A 23313-nucleotide genomic window follows, 5' to 3' on the forward strand; every position below is an offset into this window, starting at 1 on the left:
GGTCGGACCATGTACCAGTTAAAAGCGCAAGTCACTTGGTTTAATCCGGATAAGGGATTCGGCTTTGCCGCACCCGATATCATCGCCATCGATGTACTTATCGATGTCAATTCACTCGACACCCCAGATTTGCAATTACAGACCGGAGACCGCGTCTTCATTGAGGTGTTTAAAGATCCAGACGGTCGCTTTCAAGCCCACAGAGTTATCCCACTGTAGAATAGAATCATTATGACATTCACAACCAAACAAGGTCGCCCCAAACTCAGCGAAATCGTCAAGCTCGAAAGAAAAGTCGCAGGACAATACATTAAACTTGTCGAGCTGCGCCAACAACTGAATTTAAGCGTGGCTAAAATACATCCATCCCTATCAGTTACGCAGCAGAAAGCACTCATTCAGCCTATCTTGACCGTCGCAGAAGAGTATCGATTTTGGTCCCAGCTAGACAATGACTTACTCGCGATTCAAAGACACGCTTGCGCACAGACTCGATACAACCAATTAAGCAGCACTTTACAAACTTTATTAGACCAGCTCATCACGAGCTACGAACTGGTTTTTACGCTGCGTGAAGAACTTGAGCAAGCAAAATCCGTCAAACAGCCAGAGCAAATTAGCCAATGGACTGATTCCCTCAGTACATTAAAGTCACAATCGGTTATCTACCAGTCACATATGCTCTATCAATTAGCTAAACAGCTGCGTACTCAGTTGTGTGATGCATTCCAGGTCGACCAAGTGAAGTCGATTCGTACAGTTATTCGCGCAGTATTGGTATTGATAAAACACCATCGCTTGAGCTTAGTGTATCAAACCAATTCAGTTAATGCGGCGGGTCGCCCCGTGATTCCTTTGCCTATACAAGTCGTGCGAGCTGAAGAAGACTTGATCGCGCTGTTTAACCAGTTAACCGCTCTATACAAGTACCACCAGCTTAAGATACCCACACCGGCCGCGCTCGCAGACAAATACCAACAAAAAAAAGCATCCTCCCTTGGGCGTCCAAAGTTAACCGAGCGTCAGAAACTTGACAAAGCCATCACCAAGAAACAAAAGCAAATTGCTGACCTGCTGGATAACCACGTGCAGGCTGGTGAAAATGATGAAAGAAGACCGCTACGACGAGGGCGAAAACCCCACACTTTTGAACAAAAGTATCAAAAGCTGCTTAACGAGCTCTCGGCGCTGAAGTTACAAATTAAGTAGTGGCTGCTTTAAATGAAGGTCAAAAGTAGATGAAAAGGTACGCAATCTTAGAGCGATATCACAACAATCACCGTATTGACGTTTTGGCAACATGTTATATTATGGCCCGACTTTTTATGCGCTACAGCGCTTAAAACCACCCTCTAAAGCATGTAAAAATCGATGAGCTACTACTTGTTAAACCAGTCTGTCATCTACGATGGGCTCACAGGGAAGCTTGTATCACTAAGGAATGGCCAACATCATCAACTACGCTCTAACGAGTGGAAGTTGTTACAGCTGTTCATCGATAATGCCGGATGTGACATCAGCGTCCAACAAATCTTGGCATCGATTTGGCAAGGAAAACGTGCCAAATCCAGCGCCATCACAGCGATAAAAAATCTGCGCCACCAATTAGATGATAGAGTCGAATCGCCGACGTTCATCCAGACTCAAGTTATGTCAGGTTACGTGTTTATTGCCAGTATTTCGCTACTCAACGAGGCAGAGTTGAATCGAATTCTTGCCCCTTATCGCCCTGGATGGACTCGGTTACTCTCGCAACTTCATCAGATTCGATGGCAATTAGGCTGCTATTTTGCCAATGCTGTCTGCCTTACAGCAATCGCGCTGACCACCTTATCACTGTTTAGACTCGGTGCCTTCGACCAGTACATTACGACTCGACAGAGCTCGCGAGTTGTCCCAATGACCATTGTCATGCCTGAAGGACAGGTACCAACCGAGCGAGCAATAGACGATTGCAACTCATTACTTATCGATGCAGAACAAACATCGCGCTTGTACCACTTACCGGTATCTTCTGATGCGGTTTCCGCCTTCCCTTATCCAACGTTAACTTGGTCCACTGACGATCGTGAGGTACTTCGATGCCATCTACCGCACACAAATTCATAACCGCGCTGTTATTTTTGATTGCCGTTGCCTTGGGTGTCATCAACGCTATGTATCGTGACACTCACCCACTCTCACATGTCAACGTTGGGAGCACCTGGGGGTTTGTTCACCGAGGCTATCCCAGCCAATTTGGCTACCTGAGTAACTATTGGGACCTGAGAGTGGTAGAAACACACTCCCAGATCTATATCGATGACGATAGGCGAATTCAGGCTATCGCATTCAAGTTGTACAACTCTGAACAAATGATTGGAGAGTTTTCATTGCAATTTGATATCGATTGGCACCTTGAGGGCAATTTTCTTCATATGTCGGTGGTAGAGTCGAGCATTCAAATTAACCATGTATCAGAAGGATTTGATATTGAGCCAATCAAAGGCATGCTAATCAACTTCATCCATGATATTTATCGCCATCCAAGAGAACTGATTTCAAGAACAGATCAGGAGCTTATCGTCGATATCCCTTACTTGGGCATTACTCGAACTAAGCGACTTCCTGAGCCAACGCTCATCCAATTCTAGCCTACGCTTTTTGCGCAACAACCAAGTCGAGCTTTGCTTATAAGGGCGCGGCTTGGTCGACCAAACTCACTGAAACAACCCACCTCTGTGTTTGAGTTGTTACTTTTTCATTATTGCTTTCGCCAATCACGTTACCGCTCTTCTAGAGTGGCGACACCTTAACGCAAAACAGCCTTGCCTTAACTTGCAGCCAAAATACTATTCCACGTGTCATTGACTACAACCCAATAGCTGAACTTATTAGGGTGCAACTGGGATCACAAAACTGTTCAGTCCAAACATTTTACTTGAATGAAACGTGCAACAAACCTGATTAATTACAATGAATATATAATAAAAACAGCAAGATAACAGGAGATATAAAAAAACATAATTTAGTTATTTTTGTCGAATTTCGTCTACCCTGCACACCTGACTCCGGCTAGGTGACGTTTATGTTTTTTTTGAATAGTCCCAAAGTTAGCGATCTCACTCGACTAATGCAGGACATTATCCATAGCGTCAGGGAAGACCAAATAGCAATTTTACCCAAGGAGCGGGTAAATATTATCGAACAGATTAATGCTTTGAATGGGCAAACTTCGAATGCGGAGCAATACCTTGCCGAAGATCTTGACCAAGCACTAAGGATCTTAGAGCGCATCTCGATCGTGGTAAATTTAAACCGTTACGCGCTCCTCTCTAACCATATCAAACGAGCTAAAGCACTGATCAACGCATTGATAAGTGATCAAGAACGTACGCCTTCGGCATGCACAAGCCTGCTTGCCGCGTATTTAAGTACCCACGGCATCATCTCGAATTCAGCCGAGCTTCATTATGGCAACAAAGCCAGTATCACGTCCGCTTATCAAGCTGGTGCCCTCACTCTCAGTGAAGCAATCGATGCCTTTGAAGCAATTGTAGCCTGCAGCAACAAACTACAGATTAGCCAGTTATCTCGCGCTTGTTAGTTATCATAAAAAGGAAATTCACCCATGACCAACGTGGTTCATTTTATCACCCTACCCTTAATCATAATGAGTGCCAGCTGTGTTGCTAGCACAGACTTTAGCGATAAACTCAGTGGCAATTGGGGCGGTGCACGCTCTGACTTAGATGCTAAGGGCATCAACTTCGATATCGAGTACACGAATACACTCCAATCTGTTGTTGCTGGTAGCGAGCAGAAGGATCTCAATAACTCTCATCGATTCGATATGATCACTAGCCTAGACCTTGAAAAAATGGGACTTTGGGAAGGTGGCAAGTTGACCACTCAATTGGTTGCACGCGGTGGCACAGCCAATGACTTCGGTTACACTGGCCTGTCAGCACCTAACGCTGGTCAATATGGTCATGATGAAGATGTGTTTATCTCCTCTTTGTTCTATACCCATCAGTTTTCGTCAGCAACTAACATGCACATCGGTAAAATCGATGCCTTTGAGCTGCTAAGAAATGCACCATTCTTTGGCGGAGCAACGCGTCATGGCTTTTTGAATCTTGCCTTTGCTGCGCCACCAAGTGGGGTTACACCTCCGTCTTTCGTCGGCGCGATTGCCAACCACACTATCGATAACTGGCGCCTTAGCGGAATGATTTACGATCCGCGTGACCGTTATACCGATAGCCTTGATATGAGTGGTCTGTTTGAAGATGGGGTGAATGTCAACCTGTCTGCGACCTACAATACCGATTGGTTTAACCGCAGCAGCTCTATCTCAACCTCGCTTACCTACAGCACAGAAGAAGGCACCGACTTCAGTGATTTAAGTGCTACTGCCCAGTACAAGTACAACGCTCGTGTGCAGGTAAATCATAACCTGGTAGAGCGTGATGGCGACAGTTGGGGTTTATACCTGCGTGCTGCGTTGGCTGATGGCAATCCGAACATTATCGATGGTACCTTTGTTGGCGGCCTAGGTGGTAGTGCCCTGTTCTTCGATAGACCAATGGATACTTGGGGCATAGGTTACTACTACTACGACCTGTCTAATGACTTGCAAGACAACATCAACGACGTCGTAGACATGCAGCTACTTCAGGACGAAAGTGGCTTTGAGGCCTTTTACGCTTACCAAGCACTGTCTTGGCTAACACTCACTGGTGATATTCAGTACGTAGTACCGGCAGTGAGCACGGATTCTGCGGCTTGGGTTGCAGGTCTGCGTACCAACATTCGTTTTTAACACAATTACTTAGTCTAAACCTCAAAAGAGTGGCCATTTGGTCACTCTTTTTTATTAGTTTAATTCAAGCCATTCCAAACTTTGCAACCTCAGTTTGTCGCCCTTCTTTTGGCTCTAACACTCCTAACGCCTGCCTGTCATAACTTTGAATCACCAACCTATCTGTACGTAAGTCACAAGCCTATAGTAATGCTATCATGCTGCTATCGAACGCTGTATGTACCGGAAATCGAGACCTTTAGTTGAAGTACCGGACATTAATAAGTAAAAAAATAAACCAACATTATATTCTGCTTATTTCACAGTTATCACCATATAATAATACAACCAATGACCATCATATAAAGCAACACAAATTAAAGCTCGCATTCTTTCAATGATTCCAATCTATCCCTAACCTTTGGTGAAACAGATATTAATCAGCACAAGAGACAATCCTCACAGCCTTTAAAGACAATCAAGATCAAATAAATAAACTATTTACTTTTTCACATATAAACCTCAGTACAAAATATACCCTAAAGCACCCAGCCAGCTCTGTTACATTTGTTACACTTTTCCAGCGAGTATCAATAGTGATATCTTAGTTTTCAGTATTGAAAACCATGAGCTACATCTCAGAACTACGACGAATTTTCTGATGTAGCACAAAATACACTCCGCACAATTTCAAGCTATACTCTTAAAAAACAATACCTTAAATAAAATGAATCATTTTTGCACAAGTTTAAACCCATGTTTTATTCGAATAACTGTTTCGTTTTATCCGATGTGATCGAAATCTTTAATTACAAATTATCACACTTTGACATTACTATGAGGTGTTAATTAGTTTTCATTGGCTTAATCTACTCACGTCTTCGAATAAGGACTTATTTAGCCAAATAAGGAGCCATCTTATTCAAGCACCAGCTACTCAGTCGCTTACTCAATTAAACCTAGCGACTGAAAACTCTTCCTTTAAGTAGTAATCAAGGAACTGTGATGTCGCAGAGTCTTTTAAGATACACCAACATACTAAGTATTGTTGGTGATTTGATTAAGGTAGAAGTACCCAAACTTAATAGTGAAAATGCCACAGCCAAATATGGCGATCTTGCGATGATTGAGCAAGATGGTGAGAACTATTCATTAGCTCAAATCATTAAGATTGATGATGAAGAAGTCTCATTGCAGGTATTTGCAGGCTGTAAAGGTCTTTCGACCAATGCCGCAGTCTGTTTTCTAGATCAGCCAATGAAGGTGACCTACTCGCCGAACGTTCTTGGTCGCATTTTCAACGGTGCAGGTAATGCCATCGATAATGGCCCAGAGCTCGAGACCGATCCTAAGGTCGAGATCGATGGCCCATCAGTCAATCCAGTCCGTCGCACACTGGCTTCACGTATGGTGCGAACCAACGTGCCGATGATTGACGTGTTTAACACCCTAGTAGAATCACAGAAAATCCCAGTATTCTCTGTTGCCGGTGAGCCATACAACAAGTTCCTTTCTCGAATTGCGATTCAGGCAGAAGCAGATGTCGTTGTTTTCGCAGGTATGGGCCTTATTTACGACGATTACCACTTCTTTAAAACCCAGTTTGAAGAGGCGGGTGTTTCCTCTCGTACGGTGATGTTTGTTAACCAAGCCTCCGACCCAACTGTTGAACGTCTTCTTGCTCCTGACATGGCGCTATCCGTCGCTGAACACTTTGCCGTGGGTGAGAGCAAAAACGTGTTGGTTTTGCTTACCGATATGACCTCTTATGCGGATGCGATGAAAGAGATTGGTGTCTCTATGGATAAGATCCCATCGAATCGCGGTTATATGGGTGACCTGTACTCACAGCTTGCTAAGCGTTACGAAAAGGCCTGTGACTACAAGGGCGCAGGCTCAGTGACTTTGCTTGCGGTTACGACGATGCCAGGTAACGATGTTACGCACCCAGTGCCCGATAACACTGGCTACATCACTGAAGGTCAGTTCTACCTGCACGATGGCGTGATTGATCCGTTTGGCTCGCTATCTCGCCTTAAGCAGATGGTAGTAGGAAAACAGACCCGTGAGGATCACGGCGCGCTGATGGATGCCCTGATCCGTTTGTACTCTGAGGCCGTTGAAGCCAAGCAGAAAGAAACGATGGCGTTTGAGCTGTCGGATTACGATCGCAAAACCCTTAAGTACGGCGACCTGTTTAAGAAGAACTTTATGACGCTGGATGTCGATATGTCATTGGAAGAAGCGCTCGACCTTGGCTGGAAGATTCTTGCAGACTGCTTTGAAGCAGAAGAAACACTGATCAAAGACAGCTTGCTTGAGCACTACTGGCCATCAAACCAAACTTCCCCTGTTGAAGCGGAGGTTTAATCGATGTCCCAGGTAGCCTTGAACAAAAGCGCGTTAAACCAAGAAAAACGCAGCTTAAAGACATACAACCGCTACCTACCTGCGTTAGAGCTAAAGCGTCAACAATTGATGATTGAGCGTAAAAAAGCCGAGCAAGCATTGAGAGACGCAGAGCAGCGAGTCGCTGAGCTGCGCAGTATCGTCAAAGAAGCGATACCTATGCTGGCGTGCAAAGAGATTAGCGTGAACAACTTGATCAAAGTTCATAACGTCACACTCGATACGCAAAACATCGTTGGCTGTAAAGTGCCGGTGATCAAAGATATTGATTTTGAACTCACCCCTTACAGCTACTTAGCTCGTCCCCATTGGGTTGATAGTGTTGTACGTCAATTGAAAGAGATGGTCCGCCTGCGTGTCGAACTGTCTGTTTTTCAAAAACGCTATGAGCTGATCAGTCATGCTACTCGCGTCACCAGTCAAAGAGTGAATCTTTTCTCTAAGGTACTTATTCCACAGACAAAAGAGAACATTCGTCGTATCGGCATCTACTTGTCCGATCAAGACCGAGCCGCGGTAATGAATGCAAAACTGTCCAAGCAAAAAGTGTTAGCACAACAAGCCAAACAGCAGGGAGGTCAAGCATGAGTATTAAATCACTAAAACGACTAACGCTTGGTGGCCAAGCCTCACGTCGTGAAGACATCCTCATTGCTTTGCAAGCGCTTGGTTGTATGCATCTGATTCCATTAAGTGAAGACAATGCCAAAGCCAATCGTGCGATTGCCATGCAGCAGCCAACCGAGGCAAGTGAGGCACTCGCGTGGCTCAGTCGCCTCGAACGCCGTCGCCGTCCGGTCAAAGATAAAAGCTTGATCGATGTTGATGAGTTGGTGGCAGAGATCCTCGAGAACAAGCAGCGCATCCGCCAGCAACAAGATAAACGCGACCTACTCAAACAGCGTTTGCAATTGTTACGTCCGTGGGGTGAGTTTGACTTGCCTGAGCTTCCTAGCATCCAAGGTCTGCGCTTTTGGTTTTATGTGTTGCCACTGAAAAAGTCGGCAGCCCTGTCCAGCTTAGAGGTTCCTTGGCAGGAGATCTATCGCGACCAGAAAAATGCTTACATTATCGTGGTATCAGAAAACGAACCCGATAGCGGCATTCTACCGGTTGAGCGCTCACGTGTTGGGCAAGATAGCTTATCCAAAGTTGCAGAGCATATCGAGATTGCCGAACAGCACCTTGAAGACTTGTACGCCGAACGTGAAGCCTTGACTCGTTGGATTTATCCATTAAGTCAATCGCTTGCCGCAAGCCAGGATCATGCTGAGCTGTTGCTGGCATCATCTGGTGTTCAAGATGAAGGGGAGTTCTTCCTCGTCCAAGGTTGGATGCCTGCCGATGCCGAAGAGGCGATTCTAGAGCTTAGCGAGGCCTTTGGCACCGCCGTGCTACTAGAAGAACCACAGGCTGACGACCAGCCGCCAACCTTGCTCGAAAACTCGGATCTGACTGGTGGTGGTGCAGAGGCGATGGGCTTCTTCCAAACCCCAAACTATCGTGCTTGGGACCCGGGTAATCTGGTGTTTTATTCATTCTCATTGTTCTTTGCCATGATTATGAATGACGCCATGTACTCAGCCATCTTTGGTGTAATTGTTCTGTTGTTTAGAGACAAGTTTGAGCAAAACATCGAGGGACAGCGACTCAAGAACCTTGGCCTGTTTATGTCAGGACTTGGTGTGGCTTGGGGCATCTTAGCCGGTAGTTACTTTGGTGTAACACCGAGCGAGGGCAGCCTATTAGGCTCGCTGAACATCATCGATATGAACGATTATTCGGCGATGATGAAGCTGTCTGTGTTTATTGGTGTCATGCACCTGATCATCGCCAACGTGATGACTGCTTACATCAACCGTACTCAAACTCGCGCGCTGGCACCACTTGGCTGGGCCGCGTTAATGTTTGGCGGCATGGTGTATTGGTTTGCCGAAACCGGTACGGTTTGGCAAGGCCTTGGCAAGTTTGTCGGCGTTGTCTGTGCGATTGGTGGTGCGGGCCTTGTCTGCGTCTTTAGCAGCAACCGTCCTATCGACACGCCGAAAGGTCTGGCGCTGCGCATACTCGATGGCGCTAAAGCTATCTACAACATCACCGGTGCGTTCGGTGACATTCTCAGCTACATGCGTCTATTCGCATTGGGTCTGTCAGGTGCGTCATTGGCGATGACATTTAACTCACTTGCAGGTCAGGCTATTGAAGCTAAACCCGTTTCCGGCGTGTTGTTCGCTGGCTTGATTCTGCTTCTCGGCCATGTCCTTAACTTCGCACTCTGTATTATGAGTGGCGTGGTGCACGGCATGCGTCTCAATGTAATTGAATTTGTAAATTGGGGTCTATCCGACGAAGGATACCCATTCAAAGCGTTTCGTAAGAAAGAGGATTAAAAAATGGAACATTTCGTTATTGCACTAGGTTGGTTAGGCGCATTCGCTCCGGTAGCGCTTGGCGCAATTGGCTCAGCAATTGGTTGTTCGATCGCCGGACAATCGGCGTGTGGTGCGATGCTAGACGTTGAGTCTGGCTACGGTAAATACATTGGCCTATCGGCGATGCCCTCATCTCAGGTTATCTACGGCATCGTGATCATGTTTACCCTTTCGGGTATCGGCGTGACTGAAGCGACTGCGGGTGGCCTGTTTGGTATCGGTCTGATGACCGGTCTTGCACTACTTTTCTCTGCTATTTATCAGGGCCAAGCCGTATCAGCGGCGATCAATGCATCGAAGAACAAGCCAGAGGTGTTTGGTCTGTCTATCGCACCAGCGGCCATCGTTGAAGGCTTCTCTGTGTTTGCTTTCGTTTTCGCTTTAGTAATGGGCGGCAACATCGCCGCTTAAGGAACGGATAATGACTACAGAAACTCAACACACTCCGGTATCTGCTGGCATTAAGCAGCTGGTAGAGACACTGCGTCAAGAGGGCGTAGAGGCTGGTCAATTGGCAGCCGACAATATTCTTGCCGAGGCACGCAAAGAATCCGCTGCGATCATTTCTGAGGCAGAGGGAAAAGCTGAGCTTATCCTCGCAGGCGCTAAAAGAGAAGCTGACTTTGTCACTTCGGCAGGTAAGCAAGCGTTTGAAATGGCTAATCGAAATGCCATCTTAGAGCTCAAAAGCTTCCTACAAGATGAGTTTGCTCAGCAAATCCAGGCCACAGTCGGCACTCAACTGACTGACCAAGCCTTGCTTAAACAGATGATCCTGGAAATCGCTGGTCGCAACGACATCAGTCGTGATGAAGCGCTAGAAGTCATCCTGCCAACCAAGGTTGTGGGTCTGAGCGACCTGCAAAACAACCCCGAAGAGCTCAAGGAAGGTACCTTGATGCACTTTGCGGTTGCGCAAGCGGCAGAAATGCTGCGTGATGGCGTCACGTTTAATGTCAATGACGACAACGACAATGCTGTTGTATTCCGTCTTAAAGACAAAGACATTGAGGTTGCTCTTTCAGATGAGACCGTGACCAAGATGATGCTAAACCACCTTCAGCCTCGCTTCCGTGCGTTGCTCGAAGGGATTGTTAAATAAGCGCTGAAAGGCAGGCTTGCCCTGCCTTTTCTTCCACAAGGAGCGAATATGGCCGAAAAAGCTTACCACAGCCTTTTGACGTCGCTGCCGCATATCGACTCTCTGTTTGACAGTCAGGTAACGCCCATTTCACGTTACCAGCTTGAGCGTCGTCTAAGCAGTTTGTCATTCACAGAGCGAAAGCTGCTGAGCAAAATTGAGCGTTTAATGCACTGGGATTCAGCCAAAGACGATACCAGTGATGCTGAGCTGATTAAGTTTGCCACCCGCACTCGCGAGCAGGTCAACAGTAAGGTGCTCACCGAGCTTATTGACTGGCGACTCGACATGCGCACGGTGGTCGCAGCATTGCGCCGCAAACGTGCTGGCGCTGGCGCACCATCCGAGCCACGCTGGAGCTTTGGTACCCGTTACGAGTTTATTCGTCGTAACTGGAACGTGCCCTACTTCAATCTGCAATTTACCTTTCCTTGGCTACCTGATGTGGCCAGGTATATGGAAGCAGACCAGAGCTTTGAGCTCGAACAAGAGCTGCTCAAGGCGGTATGGCATGAGCTTGACCGTATTGGAGCCCAACAGCGCTTCAGCTTTGAAGCCGTTGTGATCTACGTGTTGCGTTGGAACCTCGTCTCTCGCTGGACGACATACGATAACGACCTCGCTATCGAGCGCTTTGATCAGCTCGTAGAGAATGCACTGGGCGAGTTCGCCCATGATCTGCCTAATTAAGAAAACAAAACAGGTTGTTCAATGAGCACTGAAACTACTAATACTACACCGACTGCCCACGTAACTGCAGTCATTGGTGACACCCTAAAAATTCGTCTGAACCCAGAAACCAAGGGCGCCCTTATCAAGAATGAGGTGGTCTATGTTATTCCTAGCCGCAAGCAAACCGAGGGTGCCGATGAGCAGCTGATGGCGGAAGTGCTGCGCGTGAATGGCGATAGCGCTGACATTCAAGTTTATGAAGACACCCGTGGTGTCGCAGTTGGCGATGACATTATTCAAACCGGCGAGATGCTGACAGTGGATTTGGGCCCGGGCATCTTGTCGCAAATCTATGATGGCCTGCAACAGCCTCTAGAGCGCCTAGCGCAAATCCACGGCAAGTTCCTAAAACGTGGCATGCACGTTGATGCGCTTGATAAAGCCGAGACTTGGGCATTTACCGCTAAAGTCCGTCAGGGCGAAAAGCTACTAGCAGGACAATCGCTCGGTAGCGTGCAAGAAGGCCGCTTTACTCACCAGATCATGGTGCCTTTCCACATCAAAGGCGAAGTGGAAGTGACTTGGATTCAAGAAGGTAACTTTACCGTTGATACCGTCATCGCGCACATTGTTGATGCAAAAGGTAAAGAGCACAAGCTGACCATGGTGCAAAAATGGCCAGTGCGTCAATCGATTGCCAACACCTTGTCAGTCAAAGGCAACACCACACGCCAGTTCCCTTCTAAGCCATTAGTGACCACAACCCGCACCATCGATACCTTCTTCCCGATTGCGCGCGGCGGTACGGGCTGTGTTCCTGGTCCTTTTGGCTCAGGCAAAACCGTTCTGCAGCATGGTATCTCACGTTACTGTGATGCCGACATCGTTATCGTGGTTGCCTGTGGTGAGCGCGCTGGTGAAGTAGTGGAAACCATCGAAGAGTTCCCTCACCTACCCGACCCTAAGCATGGCGGCACCCTGATTGATCGCACTGTGATCATCTGTAACACCTCATCCATGCCGGTTGCAGCCCGTGAAGCCTCTATCTACACCGGCCTAACGCTTGGCGAATACTACCGTCAAATGGGCTTTAACGTACTGGTGCTGGCTGACTCGACTTCGCGCTGGGCACAGGCGATGCGTGAAACCTCTAACCGCCTTGAGGAGATCCCAGGTGAAGAAGGCTTCCCAGCCTACCTAGACTCGTCAATCAAGGGCGTTTATGAGCGCTGTGGCGTGATCAACAACGAAGATGGCGTGAATGGCTCACTGACTATGATTGGCTCGGTGTCACCAGCTGGGGGTAACTTCGAAGAGCCTGTGACTCAGTCTACCCTGAGCACAGTGAAAACCTTCTTGGGTCTGTCGTATGAGCGCGCATACAAGCGCTTCTACCCGGCCATTGACCCATTGATCTCATGGTCTCGCTACCTTGACCAACTCGAGCCTTGGTATGCGGAAAACATTGGCCCACACTGGGTTCCGACCATCAAGGAGATGAAACAGTTGCTCGTCACAGGCGATAGCATCAGTAAAATGATGCAGGTGACTGGTGAAGAAGGTATTTCACTCGATGACTACGTGACCTATCAAAAAGCCCTACTGGTGGATATGGTCTACTTGCAACAGAATGCCTTCGATGACGTCGATGCATCGTGCAGCTTTGAGCGTCAGCAGTTTATCTTCAATAAAGTGGTTAACATTGCGCGTAACACTTATGACTTTGAAGATAAAGCAGATGCTCGTAAGTTCTTTACCGCGATGACGCGTTATTTCCGTAACTTCCACTTTGCGACGGAAAACTCGGCTGAGTACCATGACTACATTGAGCGTATTGACCAACTGCTTGAAGAGACAATGGCAGTTACAGGCTAACCAACGCCTTGATTTATTGTAGAACTATAAACAGGGATCCAATTTATATGGATCCCTGTTTTAGCTATGCTCTTCCAACATGCTTCGAAGTTGAGTTACCGTGTGCTGACTAAAAACCTTAATTCCCTGACCTTCCAGCAAGGCGGTGGTAACACCAGAGCCCGCGACTTTGGTTCCACTAAATGTTCCATCGTAAATATTGGTGCTGCCGCAAGACGGGCTGCCCTCAGCAAGCACGGCATACCTGATATGTTGCCGCTGGCAGAGCGCCAACGCATTATTTGCCCCAGCAACAAATTGCGTGGTCACATCAACGCCATCATTTCCGACGACCTTTGACGCCCCCACTAACACATCGACACCTCTCCCTGCGATTATTTCAGCAGGTGCTCTTGGCGTGGGCAGACCAGCCGATACTTCTGGACAAAAGACGACTAACTCGAAGTTAGATTGCAGCCAATCCAAATCAGACTCAGGGATTGACAAGCAACTTGCGTTGTATCGAACTTTATTTCCCACTAAGCAGGCGCTAACTAAGACCTTTTCCAACTATGACTCCATTTCATATTCAAAACTGCTAACGCCAACTTAAGCCGTTAAGGATTGGATTTGCAATATATCACTCATTTAGCTCGAGTTGCCAATAACCCACGCTGCGCTTTTCACCGAACTTCAGGCCGATGCCAGCGAATTCACCCACTTTTTTAAAGCCAAGTCTTTCATGAAGTCGGATGCTTGAGGCGTTTGGCAGTGCTATCGAGCCAATCACATTACAATATTGTTCTAGCTTAAGTCGCTCCAGCAGTGAGCCATAAAGCATAGACCCTAACCCTTTTTCCACATATTCGTGAGATAGATATACCGATGACTCCACAGTATAGCGATAAGCACTGCGTGCCTTCCATGCACTGGCATAAGCATACCCCACGACAACATCATCGATTTCCATAACTAGCCAGGGTAACCCGTTACCACGGGTACCGTTAATCCTTTTCGCCATTTCAATTTCAGAAATGGCTTCCTCCTCGAAAGAGATAAAAGTTGACTTTATATAATGGTTGTAAATTTCCGATATTACTTTTGAGTCTGTTAACTCAACATCCCTGATGTTCATTCACACTCCCTAGTGATTAAGACTTAAAGTAGCTTACATCTTAGTTAATAAAATCAACGGTTTTAACAGGCGCAACCTATGTAACCACTGGTGATAGCTAGCACAGTAAATTATCAAAATATATTAGAAAAACAAAGAGGAGCTCAATGGCTCCTCTGGCTTATCGCGACCAAATCCGTCCGATTGAATTAAGCGATAAGAACAAGCTGTGGTGATAAATCGCTGCCAAGTTCTTTGTTCGACAGTTTGGTGTCACTCTGATCATTACTATAATCATTGATTTCAAGTATTAGCGTTATCTCTCCCTGCTTACCCAACAGCAAGTCTGAAGTATCGATCTCAATCCAACTATCGACCTGCTCAGCATAGACTCGCTTGATGTTACCCAAAGCGACTGCCTTTGGCTGAGTATTCCAGGTGACTGTCGATTCTGACCAGCTTCCCTCACCAAGGCTAACACTAATATCACGCCAATCCGATGCTAGGGCTGAATGTACGCCCGCTAAATGGACTCTCAAGACACTTTGCTGATGATTAGCGTTCGGCAGAACAAACTTGATCAGACTAATACGCTGATAGCTACCCCCCGCTTTTTTAAGATACAAGACTTCGCCGTGGTAGTTATCATTGGCATAGCTGCCACTGCGCACATGGCTATTTTCCGTGGCAAAAAGCGCCCCACTGCTACCCGCTTGGCCCATAAAATTAAGGGTTCGACTAGTAAACGGTTTGTCTCGATTAGGATTCAGAACTGGGAACACATGATCCATTCCTACTTCAGATAAGCCAATCCACTCGGCTAAAGTTGCCGCCATCTGCTCGTGAGCAATGGTTGGATGGAACTTATTACTCCCTGAAAAGCTAGGGTAATCGCCATAGGCTCGTCCCCCATTAACACTCTGTCCCATGACGAACTGAACACCACCCCAGCCATGATCGGTGCCTTTATTGGCATTTTCTCTCACAGTGCGACCAAACTCAGACATAGTAAAAGTGGCTACGTTAGCTCCCAATCCACTGTCATTCAGTGCTTGTTGGAAGCTGCCTAACGCACTGTCTAGCACGCTAAGATGGTTAGCATTGTTACCACGATGACTATCCCAGCCTCCAAGACTAACAAAGAAGATCTGACGCTCGTGGCCTAAGTCCTCAGCGGCCTCAATCATCTGTTTGACCACACGTAACTGAGAACCAAGTGAGTTACCAACGATAGTTTCATCTCTTGGATATTGGCGCAATATATCTTGTACAAGCTCGCCTTTGGTCATTCCGTCAGCGCGACGGATATCCATCTCCTGCTCAAACGGTGATATAACGACATCGGTGTGATACGCCTCATAAATCGCTTCTAGCTCAGGGTATTTTGACAGAATTTTATCACCACTAATGTTGCTGCTCAGCCCAAGGGAGGGGGCATTGAAACCTCGTGTCCACACGCTACCACCTTGCGCCATAGACTCTGGTAAAATCGTATTAGGATCATGAAGCAAGTCCATCATCATGCCCGACCAACCATAAGTGTGGTTACGCTTGCCTTCAGGGTCATAACTCTTGCGCCAAGTCAGCTGTTGAGCGTTGTGCGCTGAGATATTTGCAGGCGGTGCTCCCTCGCCATTAAGCATAGGACCAACATTAACAATTGGCACGGCACTGCCTTGCTGGATAAGGCTCGCAAGCTGAGGCATGGCGGGGTTCATACCAAGCTCTACACCATTGTCCGCAGTGATATTGAGTTTGATCATCTTGCTGCTATCAATGCTGAGTGTTGGGCGCGCCTTACGATAGGTATCGTATTGGCTGCCAGACATCGGCAACAAGGCATTAAATGAGTCGGCACCGCCAAACAAAAATACACCGACTAGGGCTTTAGGGGACGATGTTTGCTGTGCAAATGCAGTGTGGGGTAGAGAAAAATACAAAGGGACACCCGTACTTGACGCAAAAGCCACGGATGATTTGAGAAAGTTTCGACGAGTTAGTTTCATAGTCTTACCCCTGAACGCGAAATTCTGATGATGTGCTTGTAAAATAAACCATTTGCCGGACAGTGAGCTCGATACTTGCACCATCATTACTGTGAAGTGTAAAGATTGCCTTAAGCGCGCGGCGAAGTCGTTCTGTCATTTGTCCTTTACAAAAACGCATTTCGATGAGGTTGAGTAATGCCTCCTCACCCTCTTTTTCAGCAACAGTAAAAAATGGCTTCAAACGCACGTAAATGAAGTGCTTCTTGTTCGGTTTTCTCGTATCTTCAGCTTTATCCCAGATTTGCTGATACACCCAGTTGCTAATTTTAACCATATCCAACCACTCAACCCCATCAAACTCTGGTGCAAGTAGACCTTGGTCACCTAGGGAACCTGGAGGAATGAAATCGCGATCATAAAAGTTAAACACTGAATTAGCACCTAACACTGTAAGGTACGAGAAGCTTCGCTCTTCAGTCAGTCCGCCACCTGAAATATTACGGACTGTAAAGCAGTCAAGTGCACGTAAAAGTGCGGTCGCGTGTAGACGAGACTCACGAACTCTGACACCACGGCTATCTTGTCTATAGACTTCGTCATCAGTCAAAATAGCGAGAACCACAGCATCAAGTTGTCCCCCAGTATTACGAAATACCGAAGAGACACGATATATATACTCCGGACTGGGGTTTGAGGTGACTAGTTTACTGATCAAGAACTTGGAAATATTCGGAGCCGTACTTGGATGATCGACCAGTAAATCTAACAGGGCGAGTAACTCCGTTTCCGCGTCAACATTAGCAGGGAAAACATGCCCCATAATTACCTTCTCAGTAATATCGTGATCATGTTCAACAACGTACATTGGTTTGCACCAATTCACATTGTGCGTCAGTGGTGCATGTCTTCGCCATCCAGTAAACAACTTTGCTAAGTTTTGTACATCATCTTCGGTGTAGTTAGGGACCAGATTACCATCAGCATCTAGTATGGGTTCGCCCCACATATTAAGTTGGTTAAGACCCATGGTGAAAAGCTGCATGATTTCACGAGCATAATTCTGATCAGGGTCAACACCGGTAACCGCGCGCGACTTATTACCAGCGTGCGTTAAAAACTCGCCCATAAATGGTGAAATACTAACGTGATACAACAGCTCACGATAACTACCAAATGCATACCTAACTAGCAGATCATAGTAGGTTGCAAGCGGTCTATCCGGCTTTACCACCAGGTCACCCACGTTAGAAACAACCAAGATTTGACTCAAGGCATAAGCAACACGTTGGCGAAGTTGATCCTCTCCCCAAAGCGCAAAGTCAAACCAAGTGGCATTGCGGTGGTGAGGCCACACGTTACTGTTACTCAGCTGCTTGGCTTCCAAGTGGGGGAAGTGCTCGTTAGCGTCGATCATTAGCTGATGCTGCAGCCAGTTATCAACGCCTGAGTTTTGTAATGCGACGATGTCTTCATGCTGCGGTCCAAATGTGGCACAGTCTAAAAACCTTGCTGCCTGCCAATAAGTTAGTTCACTCATAGAATCGAATACTCCAGATGAAATGATGGACTTATCCAAGCGCCTTCGATATTCAACATTTATACATCACAAGGTTTATATCAATAGTAAGCCCCTAATAAGGAAAAATTATTAATAACAACAAATCAAAAATAACCATGCATCACTAGAGCACTTGAAAACGGTATTTACTGAAGCAGGTTAGAACATAACTTGTCTTTTGCAATTATAGCGCCATTGAACTTTAACAAATACTTAACGCGAGCCAAAACATTACCCTCTGTATTGGCATTTCACTCATTTAGATTTAGTAATCCACTTGATTATTCACATTTGACGTAATTTAAATCACGGGATTTTATCGTATCGCATCACACTAAAAGCTCGCGACAACTCTCTCTTATCAGCTGTATACACCTTTTAATCGTTGGGTTGGACTCATAAGCAAAGGAGTAGAATAGAGCAAGGCTAGTACGATAATCATGGACTAACTCGGCGACACTAATACGTTGAATAAGCCCCTGCTCCTCATAAATTTTCGCATCTAGGCTATTAATCACCGCCCAACCTCGATTAGCCAACAGTCGCACCATCAGGTCCACACTATTGACCTCGTGACACTCAGACGAGATCTGCATGGTTTTTTCTCCTGTCACAAACACGTTACTGCTCACTAACTGTGGGTACTCGGTAAGATCTTGAATAGAAACTTGCTCACCCTTGGCGAGAGGTGAATTGGGATGGACATAGACCCCATAACCACAACTGCCCATCCTAACCAACCCCATCTGCTCGGGCGGAGTCAGGTTACGCATCGTTGGCAACAGAGCAAAATGGGCCAAGCCTTTCTCCAACATAGTCGAAGCTTGCTGTCTGTCTCGCTGTAGCCATTTCATCGTTAAATGAGGAAACACGGCACTAATACGTCGATCAACGTCTGCCAAGAGTTGACTTGGTACTTGTATGTCATAACACAAGGTTAACTGAGTAAGAGCAAGGTGCTGTGTCGAGAAGGCGACAGATTCAAAATCCATCGCTTGTTTGACCAGGTGACGGGCACGTGGATAAAGGTGCGTTGCAAAGGCGGTGGGGTGCGCGCTTTTACCTTGGATGGTAAACAACGCCTCGCCGAGCACATCCTCAAGCGCCAATACATGCTCTCTGACCGTTGTGCGATCTTTACCTATCGCCCGCGAGCCAGCGCTATAGCTGCCTTGTTCGTATACCGCACGAAAGCAATTAACTTGCTCAAATGTGATCATTGTCTACCTCTAGCTATATTTGAACGCTTATCCCCATCATTATGCAATAGATATGAAAAATGAACCAACCTAAACTGCGTGCTAGTCCGACGTCTTAATCCAATTTGGTCAGACCTCCTAATCCAATAAAGGTTAAAATATGAAAAAAACACTAATCGGTAGCCTAATCGGCCTAAGCCTCTTCTCTGCTACAGCAGTAGCTGCCTCAGAAATCGCGGTTATGGATACCATCCCTGCAAGCCCTGAAGCTCAAGCGACCAAAGGTAAGTGGACCCAAGCACCATACAACAACTGGACGTTTAGAAACATGGGCTTGCACCCGAGTGTCATGGTGCCGCGTGAAGGTAATGTTGTGGCAATCCCTGAAGCGTTAGACCCTAAAATTGCAGCCCTTAAATTCGACCACCAAGGCGAAACCTACACCGTACGTGATGCGATGATCGGCGACCATACTGACGGCTACATCATCGTTCAGGACGGAAAAATTCTACATGAAGAGTACTTCGGTGATTTCACAGAAAAAGACCACCATATGTGGGCGTCGAGCACAAAATCTCTGACTGGTCAGGCTATGGGCTTACTGGTTGAGCAAGGAAAAGTCGACGTTGATGCCAAAGTTGAAACTTACATCGAAGAGCTGAAAGACACCCACTTTGGCCAGCGTACGGTGCGCGAAGTGCTAAACATGGTAACTGCGCTGAACTACTCAGAAGACTACGTAAACATGGTGCCGGGTGACTTCAGTACTGAGTATTTCCGTCGCCTTGGTTTCGTGGCTGCTTTTGACCTTGAAGCTATCGACCCAACTAAGGATGATACGCCGCGTGGTCTACTGGAATTTGCGCCATTGTTCACCCAAAACCCTGACCTAGAGCCGTCTTACAAGTACGAGTACCACTCTCCTAACGTTGATGTTATTGGTTGGATCATTAGTCGCGTTTCCGGTCAACCGCTACAGACCTTCATTGCAGAAAATATATGGAGCAAATTGGGCGCTGAGCACGATGCGTTTATGATGGCAGATATGACCTTCGTTGCGATTGCAACTGGTGGTATGAACACCACACTGCGTGACTTCGCTCGCGTTGGTATGGCGATGGCAAACAACGGCCAATACAATGGTCAGCAGGTATTTTCTGAGAAATGGGTTAAAGACACCTTTGCCCTAACCGACGAAGAGAAGCTACACACAGCGCGCAGTATCTACCGCACTGATGAAGAAAGCCCAGTTTACGATCAATGGCTAGAAGGCTATAAGAACTACCTATGGGTGCATGACAGTGAAAAAGGCATCGGTACCTTCCGTGGTGTATTTGGGCAAAACCTTTACATCAACCAAGAGAAAAACCTAGTCATTGCAACCTTCTCTTCAACACCAAGTGCCTCGAACGCGGCTCGAGAAACGAACCGTCCACGTATGGCGGCATTTGAAGCGATTGCTGATTCTATCAAATAATAGAATCTGTCTTTGATTATTGTTGTCTGTTGAGCTATTTCAAATAGCTCAACAGACAACATTTGTTAGCAACAGGAAATATGGCTGGCACTTTTATTCAGTATACTACACCACCATCTTAACGCGTTGCTAACAAACATAAATCAAACAGCACTTAAGGATGGGTTGAAAGAATAAACTGTCCTGGTCTTTCTTTAGTGAGTTTGTCTCCATCAAGTACAACCACACCGTTAACTAAAATATAGTCCCAGCCGGTTGCCGGTGCGAACGGGTCCATGTATGCCGCGTTACTCGACAAGTTATCAAGATCAAACACCAATAGATCAGCATCTGCTCCCACTTGAACTCGGCCCTTACGTTTAAATGCCGGGGCAGCCTCTTCAATCAGTCTTGCCGGGTAGTAACTCGACATAGCGATGGCCTGCTCGAGAGAAAGCAATTCGGTGTCTCGAACATAGTGAGTGAGTAGTCTGGTAAATGAACCCGCCCCATTCGGGTTAGCTTTGACATTAGCGTTGAGCGTTGGCATCGCGTCAGATGAAACAATCATACCCGGATAGGTCAATGCCGTTTCTAGCCACTCTTCTTTCATATAGTGGTGAATCACCATCCCGCCTGGCTCTTCACGACGCTTCTGTTTGAAGGTTTCTTTGGTCAGAAACTCGCCTGTCGCCGCCCATTGAACATCCCCATATGAGATATCGAAAATCTCTTGCCAATCACGGCCAAACACGTCAGCAGAAATAGAAGTTGAGCCTGCTGTGTAAGGGAAGGCTTCAACAGTCACGTTGGCACCGTTTTCATTGGCCTCATCAATTGCCGCAAGCCAGTTACTAATATTGCCCATTGCGTTGGCGTTAATATGGCATAGGTGAAGTGCAGTACCGTATTTTTGCGACAGTTCAAGGACATCATTTAGCGGACCTATATCCCCATTCACACCACGACGAATGTGGGCAAACAGCGGCACATTAAGATCTTTCGCCAACTTAAAGACCATATTAAGCTCATCTTCAGAGATCGCTTCGGTCATATAGTCAAGAGGCAGACCGATACCAATACCACCCTGCTTGATACCTTCAGTCAGGTGCGCTTTGAGCTCTTCGATCTGATCTGGTGTGGCTTGCTGGGTAAACGCTGGGCCTGCAAATGGATGCGCACCTTGTTCAGTGACGATGTACGACTGATCGCGATCCTCAATGACTTTGATTCGAGCAGCATAAAAACCAACTGACGCACCATAGTTTGCTCGCGCTTTATCACGAATGAACATACCGTAGTCAGTCACCGGATAAGCACCCGCTTCCAGATCCAGTGGTGTAGTAACACCATCTCTAAGCTGAAGGCTCTCACCGAAGCTAAATGGGGTATGTGAGTGCAAATCGACAAAACCTGGTGCCACAACTTTGCCCTTGGCATCGATAACTTTTTCACCAACCAATTTATCGTTATTCAAAGCAACAATGCTTCCATCAACAATACCGATGTTCATTACTTCGTTGGTGCCTGAAGCGGGATCGATAACTCTCCCTTGCTCAATCACAATGTCATAAGTAGTGATATCTTCGGCAGAAAATGCATTAGTAGCAAATAAAGCGACAGATACAGCCGCAGATATAGATAATTGCTTTGTCATTTTATCTCTCTTTAGTAGGGGTACACTAGAAAACAGACACTATACTCAGCTACAAAGTCCAGTTAAACTTCATAATGTACGCTAAAACCGTACATTTTAGGCCATCAAATCGAATAAGTTGTTTGGCACGAACTTTCACGATTGTTTTGAGATTGTAGACATGATTAGCATCGATCTAGCACGATACTTTACGCATTGTTTTGAACTTGGCTCATACAGCAAAGCTTCAAGACAACTTCACAAATCTAGGGTCACAGTAAGAGAGCAGGTCAACCAATTAGAGGACATAGTTGGGAGTGAGCTATTTAATATCGATGGAAAGTCTTTGGTGCCAACGGTTTATGCCAGGGCAATCTACCCAGATATGAAGCAACTGGTGGAGCAATCAGAGCAATTGAACGCTGTGGCGCTCGCTCTATTTAATGTGGAACTGACGACCATTAATATCAGTTTTGACAATTTTTTATCCAATCACACCATAAAACACGTTAACAACGTACTTTCTCAACGGCTTCCAAGCATCGTTACCAACTGGCGCCACGCGCCACGCGAGAGCAGTTTGCAAGCAACCGAATCTTCTGAGACTCACATTGCCATTTACCCTCATCGGCAAAAAGCCTATCCGACCAATCAAGTTGGCTACCAGAGGTTAGGTGATGTGTCGGTCGGTGTCTATGTGTCTGCTCACTCAGATCTGGCCAAACATAGTGAAGTCAGCCTCAAGCAGCTCAGAAGGCACAAACAGTACATTACTGAAAATATGACCGATGAGGGGCTGTCAATCTACTGGATCTCCAATCAGCGTCACTGTATCTCTAGTAATGATCTGCTTGTCTCACTGCTTCAAGATGATGGTTTTGCTGCACTCCCCAATTGGCTGGCATCCTCCTACGTTAAGGGCAACATACTCAAAAAGCTCAAGGTAACCGAAATCGCCCAAGATTTTAAGCAAGGCTTAACGTTACATTATCCAATTTCGCTCAAACACAATCCGATTATCAATACCATCAGAGAGCTGTTTACCGAACAGTTTATTCAGTGAATCCAATG

Annotated in this window: 21 protein-coding genes; 15 read left to right on the plus strand and 6 right to left on the minus strand. The window is 46.5% G+C overall.

What is annotated here, in order from left to right; genetic code table 11:
* Window positions 1–9 precede the first annotated feature (9 nt).
* The 13 genes from ACZ5R2_RS13430 (at window position 10) to ACZ5R2_RS13490 (ending at window position 13312) form a co-directional block, all read left to right on the plus strand.
* On the plus strand, window positions 10–219 hold the full coding sequence (locus ACZ5R2_RS13430; protein ID WP_464899866.1) for a cold-shock protein: 210 nt from the start codon (window positions 10–12) through the stop codon (window positions 217–219).
* Between the two features lie 12 nt (window positions 220–231).
* Window positions 232–1209, plus strand: a complete 978-nt coding sequence (locus tag ACZ5R2_RS13435) for a hypothetical protein (RefSeq protein ID WP_464899867.1) — start codon at window positions 232–234, stop codon at window positions 1207–1209.
* A gap of 162 nt (window positions 1210–1371) precedes the next feature.
* Window positions 1372–2109 (plus strand): winged helix-turn-helix domain-containing protein, encoded by a 738-nt coding sequence (locus ACZ5R2_RS13440; protein WP_464899868.1) that lies wholly within the window; start codon window positions 1372–1374, stop codon window positions 2107–2109.
* On the plus strand, window positions 2082–2633 hold the full coding sequence (locus ACZ5R2_RS13445; RefSeq protein ID WP_464899869.1) for a hypothetical protein: 552 nt from the start codon (window positions 2082–2084) through the stop codon (window positions 2631–2633). The genes ACZ5R2_RS13440 and ACZ5R2_RS13445 overlap by 28 nt, the downstream gene beginning before the upstream one ends.
* Before the next feature lie 434 nt (window positions 2634–3067).
* The gene (locus ACZ5R2_RS13450) at window positions 3068–3586 is read left to right on the plus strand and encodes a hypothetical protein (RefSeq protein WP_464899870.1); all 519 of its coding nucleotides are present in this window, start codon (window positions 3068–3070) and stop codon (window positions 3584–3586) included.
* 24 nt (window positions 3587–3610) lie between these two features.
* Window positions 3611–4804, plus strand: a complete 1194-nt coding sequence (locus tag ACZ5R2_RS13455) for a carbohydrate porin (RefSeq protein WP_464899871.1) — start codon at window positions 3611–3613, stop codon at window positions 4802–4804.
* A gap of 984 nt (window positions 4805–5788) precedes the next feature.
* On the plus strand, window positions 5789–7153 hold the full coding sequence (locus ACZ5R2_RS13460) for a V-type ATP synthase subunit B (protein ID WP_464899872.1): 1365 nt from the start codon (window positions 5789–5791) through the stop codon (window positions 7151–7153).
* 3 nt (window positions 7154–7156) lie between these two features.
* A complete protein-coding gene (locus tag ACZ5R2_RS13465; RefSeq protein WP_164650476.1) occupies window positions 7157–7780 on the plus strand; it encodes a V-type ATP synthase subunit D in 624 nt (207 codons plus the stop codon).
* Window positions 7777–9582, plus strand: a complete 1806-nt coding sequence (locus ACZ5R2_RS13470; RefSeq protein WP_464899873.1) for a V-type ATP synthase subunit I — start codon at window positions 7777–7779, stop codon at window positions 9580–9582. Before ACZ5R2_RS13465 ends, ACZ5R2_RS13470 begins: the two co-directional genes overlap by 4 nt.
* A 3-nt stretch (window positions 9583–9585) precedes the next feature.
* Window positions 9586–10035 (plus strand): ATP synthase subunit C, encoded by a 450-nt coding sequence (locus ACZ5R2_RS13475; RefSeq protein WP_464899874.1) that lies wholly within the window; start codon window positions 9586–9588, stop codon window positions 10033–10035.
* Window positions 10036–10045: 10 nt separating this feature from the next.
* Window positions 10046–10726, plus strand: a complete 681-nt coding sequence (locus ACZ5R2_RS13480) for a hypothetical protein (protein WP_464899875.1) — start codon at window positions 10046–10048, stop codon at window positions 10724–10726.
* 48 nt (window positions 10727–10774) lie between these two features.
* Complete coding sequence (locus ACZ5R2_RS13485; protein WP_464899876.1) at window positions 10775–11455, plus strand: DUF2764 family protein; 681 nt, start codon at window positions 10775–10777, stop codon at window positions 11453–11455.
* 21 nt (window positions 11456–11476) lie between these two features.
* The gene (locus ACZ5R2_RS13490) at window positions 11477–13312 is read left to right on the plus strand and encodes a V-type ATP synthase subunit A (protein ID WP_464899877.1); all 1836 of its coding nucleotides are present in this window, start codon (window positions 11477–11479) and stop codon (window positions 13310–13312) included.
* Between the two features lie 60 nt (window positions 13313–13372).
* Here the strand turns inward: ACZ5R2_RS13490 and ACZ5R2_RS13495 are convergent, their stop codons facing one another.
* From ACZ5R2_RS13495 to ACZ5R2_RS13515, 5 genes are all read right to left on the minus strand, one after another.
* Window positions 13373–13861, minus strand: coding sequence for a 2-thiouracil desulfurase family protein (locus tag ACZ5R2_RS13495; RefSeq protein WP_464899878.1), 489 nt, complete (start codon window positions 13859–13861; stop codon window positions 13373–13375).
* Window positions 13862–13931: 70 nt separating this feature from the next.
* Complete coding sequence (locus tag ACZ5R2_RS13500; RefSeq protein WP_464899879.1) at window positions 13932–14426, minus strand: N-acetyltransferase family protein; 495 nt, start codon at window positions 14424–14426, stop codon at window positions 13932–13934.
* A 188-nt stretch (window positions 14427–14614) separates the two neighbouring features.
* On the minus strand, window positions 14615–16411 hold the full coding sequence (locus ACZ5R2_RS13505; protein ID WP_464899880.1) for a DUF1501 domain-containing protein: 1797 nt from the start codon (window positions 16409–16411) through the stop codon (window positions 14615–14617).
* A 4-nt stretch (window positions 16412–16415) separates the two neighbouring features.
* Window positions 16416–17930 carry a DUF1800 family protein gene (locus ACZ5R2_RS13510; RefSeq protein WP_464899881.1) on the minus strand — a complete coding sequence of 505 codons (1515 nt, stop codon included), beginning with the start codon at window positions 17928–17930 and terminating at the stop codon, window positions 16416–16418.
* A gap of 350 nt (window positions 17931–18280) precedes the next feature.
* Window positions 18281–19171 (minus strand): LysR family transcriptional regulator, encoded by an 891-nt coding sequence (locus ACZ5R2_RS13515; RefSeq protein ID WP_464899882.1) that lies wholly within the window; start codon window positions 19169–19171, stop codon window positions 18281–18283.
* Window positions 19172–19310: 139 nt separating this feature from the next.
* Here ACZ5R2_RS13515 and ACZ5R2_RS13520 point away from each other — a divergent pair, with 139 nt between their 5' ends.
* Window positions 19311–20627 (plus strand): serine hydrolase domain-containing protein, encoded by a 1317-nt coding sequence (locus tag ACZ5R2_RS13520; RefSeq protein WP_464899883.1) that lies wholly within the window; start codon window positions 19311–19313, stop codon window positions 20625–20627.
* Between the two features lie 154 nt (window positions 20628–20781).
* Here ACZ5R2_RS13520 and ACZ5R2_RS13525 read toward each other — a convergent pair whose 3' ends face one another.
* Window positions 20782–22263, minus strand: coding sequence for an amidohydrolase family protein (locus tag ACZ5R2_RS13525; protein ID WP_464899884.1), 1482 nt, complete (start codon window positions 22261–22263; stop codon window positions 20782–20784).
* A 160-nt stretch (window positions 22264–22423) separates the two neighbouring features.
* Here ACZ5R2_RS13525 and ACZ5R2_RS13530 point away from each other — a divergent pair, with 160 nt between their 5' ends.
* Window positions 22424–23305 carry a LysR family transcriptional regulator gene (locus ACZ5R2_RS13530; RefSeq protein ID WP_464899885.1) on the plus strand — a complete coding sequence of 294 codons (882 nt, stop codon included), beginning with the start codon at window positions 22424–22426 and terminating at the stop codon, window positions 23303–23305.
* Window positions 23306–23313 lie beyond the last annotated feature (8 nt).

Source organism: Vibrio sabulosilitoris (genome assembly GCF_055391395.1).

What these genes read in the sequence shown, in the direction of transcription:
- ACZ5R2_RS13430 (WP_464899866.1), top strand. Translation starts at nt 10, where the DNA reads ATGTACCAGTTAAAAGCGCAAGTCACTTGGTTTAATCCGGATAAGGGA.
- ACZ5R2_RS13435 (WP_464899867.1), top strand. Translation starts at nt 232, where the DNA reads ATGACATTCACAACCAAACAAGGTCGCCCCAAACTCAGCGAAATCGTC.
- ACZ5R2_RS13440 (WP_464899868.1), top strand. Translation starts at nt 1,372, where the DNA reads ATGAGCTACTACTTGTTAAACCAGTCTGTCATCTACGATGGGCTCACA.
- ACZ5R2_RS13445 (WP_464899869.1), top strand. Translation starts at nt 2,082, where the DNA reads ATGCCATCTACCGCACACAAATTCATAACCGCGCTGTTATTTTTGATT.
- ACZ5R2_RS13450 (WP_464899870.1), top strand. Translation starts at nt 3,068, where the DNA reads ATGTTTTTTTTGAATAGTCCCAAAGTTAGCGATCTCACTCGACTAATG.
- ACZ5R2_RS13455 (WP_464899871.1), top strand. Translation starts at nt 3,611, where the DNA reads ATGACCAACGTGGTTCATTTTATCACCCTACCCTTAATCATAATGAGT.
- ACZ5R2_RS13460 (WP_464899872.1), top strand. Translation starts at nt 5,789, where the DNA reads ATGTCGCAGAGTCTTTTAAGATACACCAACATACTAAGTATTGTTGGT.
- ACZ5R2_RS13465 (WP_164650476.1), top strand. Translation starts at nt 7,157, where the DNA reads ATGTCCCAGGTAGCCTTGAACAAAAGCGCGTTAAACCAAGAAAAACGC.
- ACZ5R2_RS13470 (WP_464899873.1), top strand. Translation starts at nt 7,777, where the DNA reads ATGAGTATTAAATCACTAAAACGACTAACGCTTGGTGGCCAAGCCTCA.
- ACZ5R2_RS13475 (WP_464899874.1), top strand. Translation starts at nt 9,586, where the DNA reads ATGGAACATTTCGTTATTGCACTAGGTTGGTTAGGCGCATTCGCTCCG.
- ACZ5R2_RS13480 (WP_464899875.1), top strand. Translation starts at nt 10,046, where the DNA reads ATGACTACAGAAACTCAACACACTCCGGTATCTGCTGGCATTAAGCAG.
- ACZ5R2_RS13485 (WP_464899876.1), top strand. Translation starts at nt 10,775, where the DNA reads ATGGCCGAAAAAGCTTACCACAGCCTTTTGACGTCGCTGCCGCATATC.
- ACZ5R2_RS13490 (WP_464899877.1), top strand. Translation starts at nt 11,477, where the DNA reads ATGAGCACTGAAACTACTAATACTACACCGACTGCCCACGTAACTGCA.
- ACZ5R2_RS13500 (WP_464899879.1), bottom strand. Translation starts at nt 14,426, where the DNA reads ATGAACATCAGGGATGTTGAGTTAACAGACTCAAAAGTAATATCGGAA.
- ACZ5R2_RS13505 (WP_464899880.1), bottom strand. Translation starts at nt 16,411, where the DNA reads ATGAAACTAACTCGTCGAAACTTTCTCAAATCATCCGTGGCTTTTGCG.
- ACZ5R2_RS13510 (WP_464899881.1), bottom strand. Translation starts at nt 17,930, where the DNA reads ATGAGTGAACTAACTTATTGGCAGGCAGCAAGGTTTTTAGACTGTGCC.
- ACZ5R2_RS13515 (WP_464899882.1), bottom strand. Translation starts at nt 19,171, where the DNA reads ATGATCACATTTGAGCAAGTTAATTGCTTTCGTGCGGTATACGAACAA.
- ACZ5R2_RS13520 (WP_464899883.1), top strand. Translation starts at nt 19,311, where the DNA reads ATGAAAAAAACACTAATCGGTAGCCTAATCGGCCTAAGCCTCTTCTCT.
- ACZ5R2_RS13525 (WP_464899884.1), bottom strand. Translation starts at nt 22,263, where the DNA reads ATGACAAAGCAATTATCTATATCTGCGGCTGTATCTGTCGCTTTATTT.
- ACZ5R2_RS13530 (WP_464899885.1), top strand. Translation starts at nt 22,424, where the DNA reads ATGATTAGCATCGATCTAGCACGATACTTTACGCATTGTTTTGAACTT.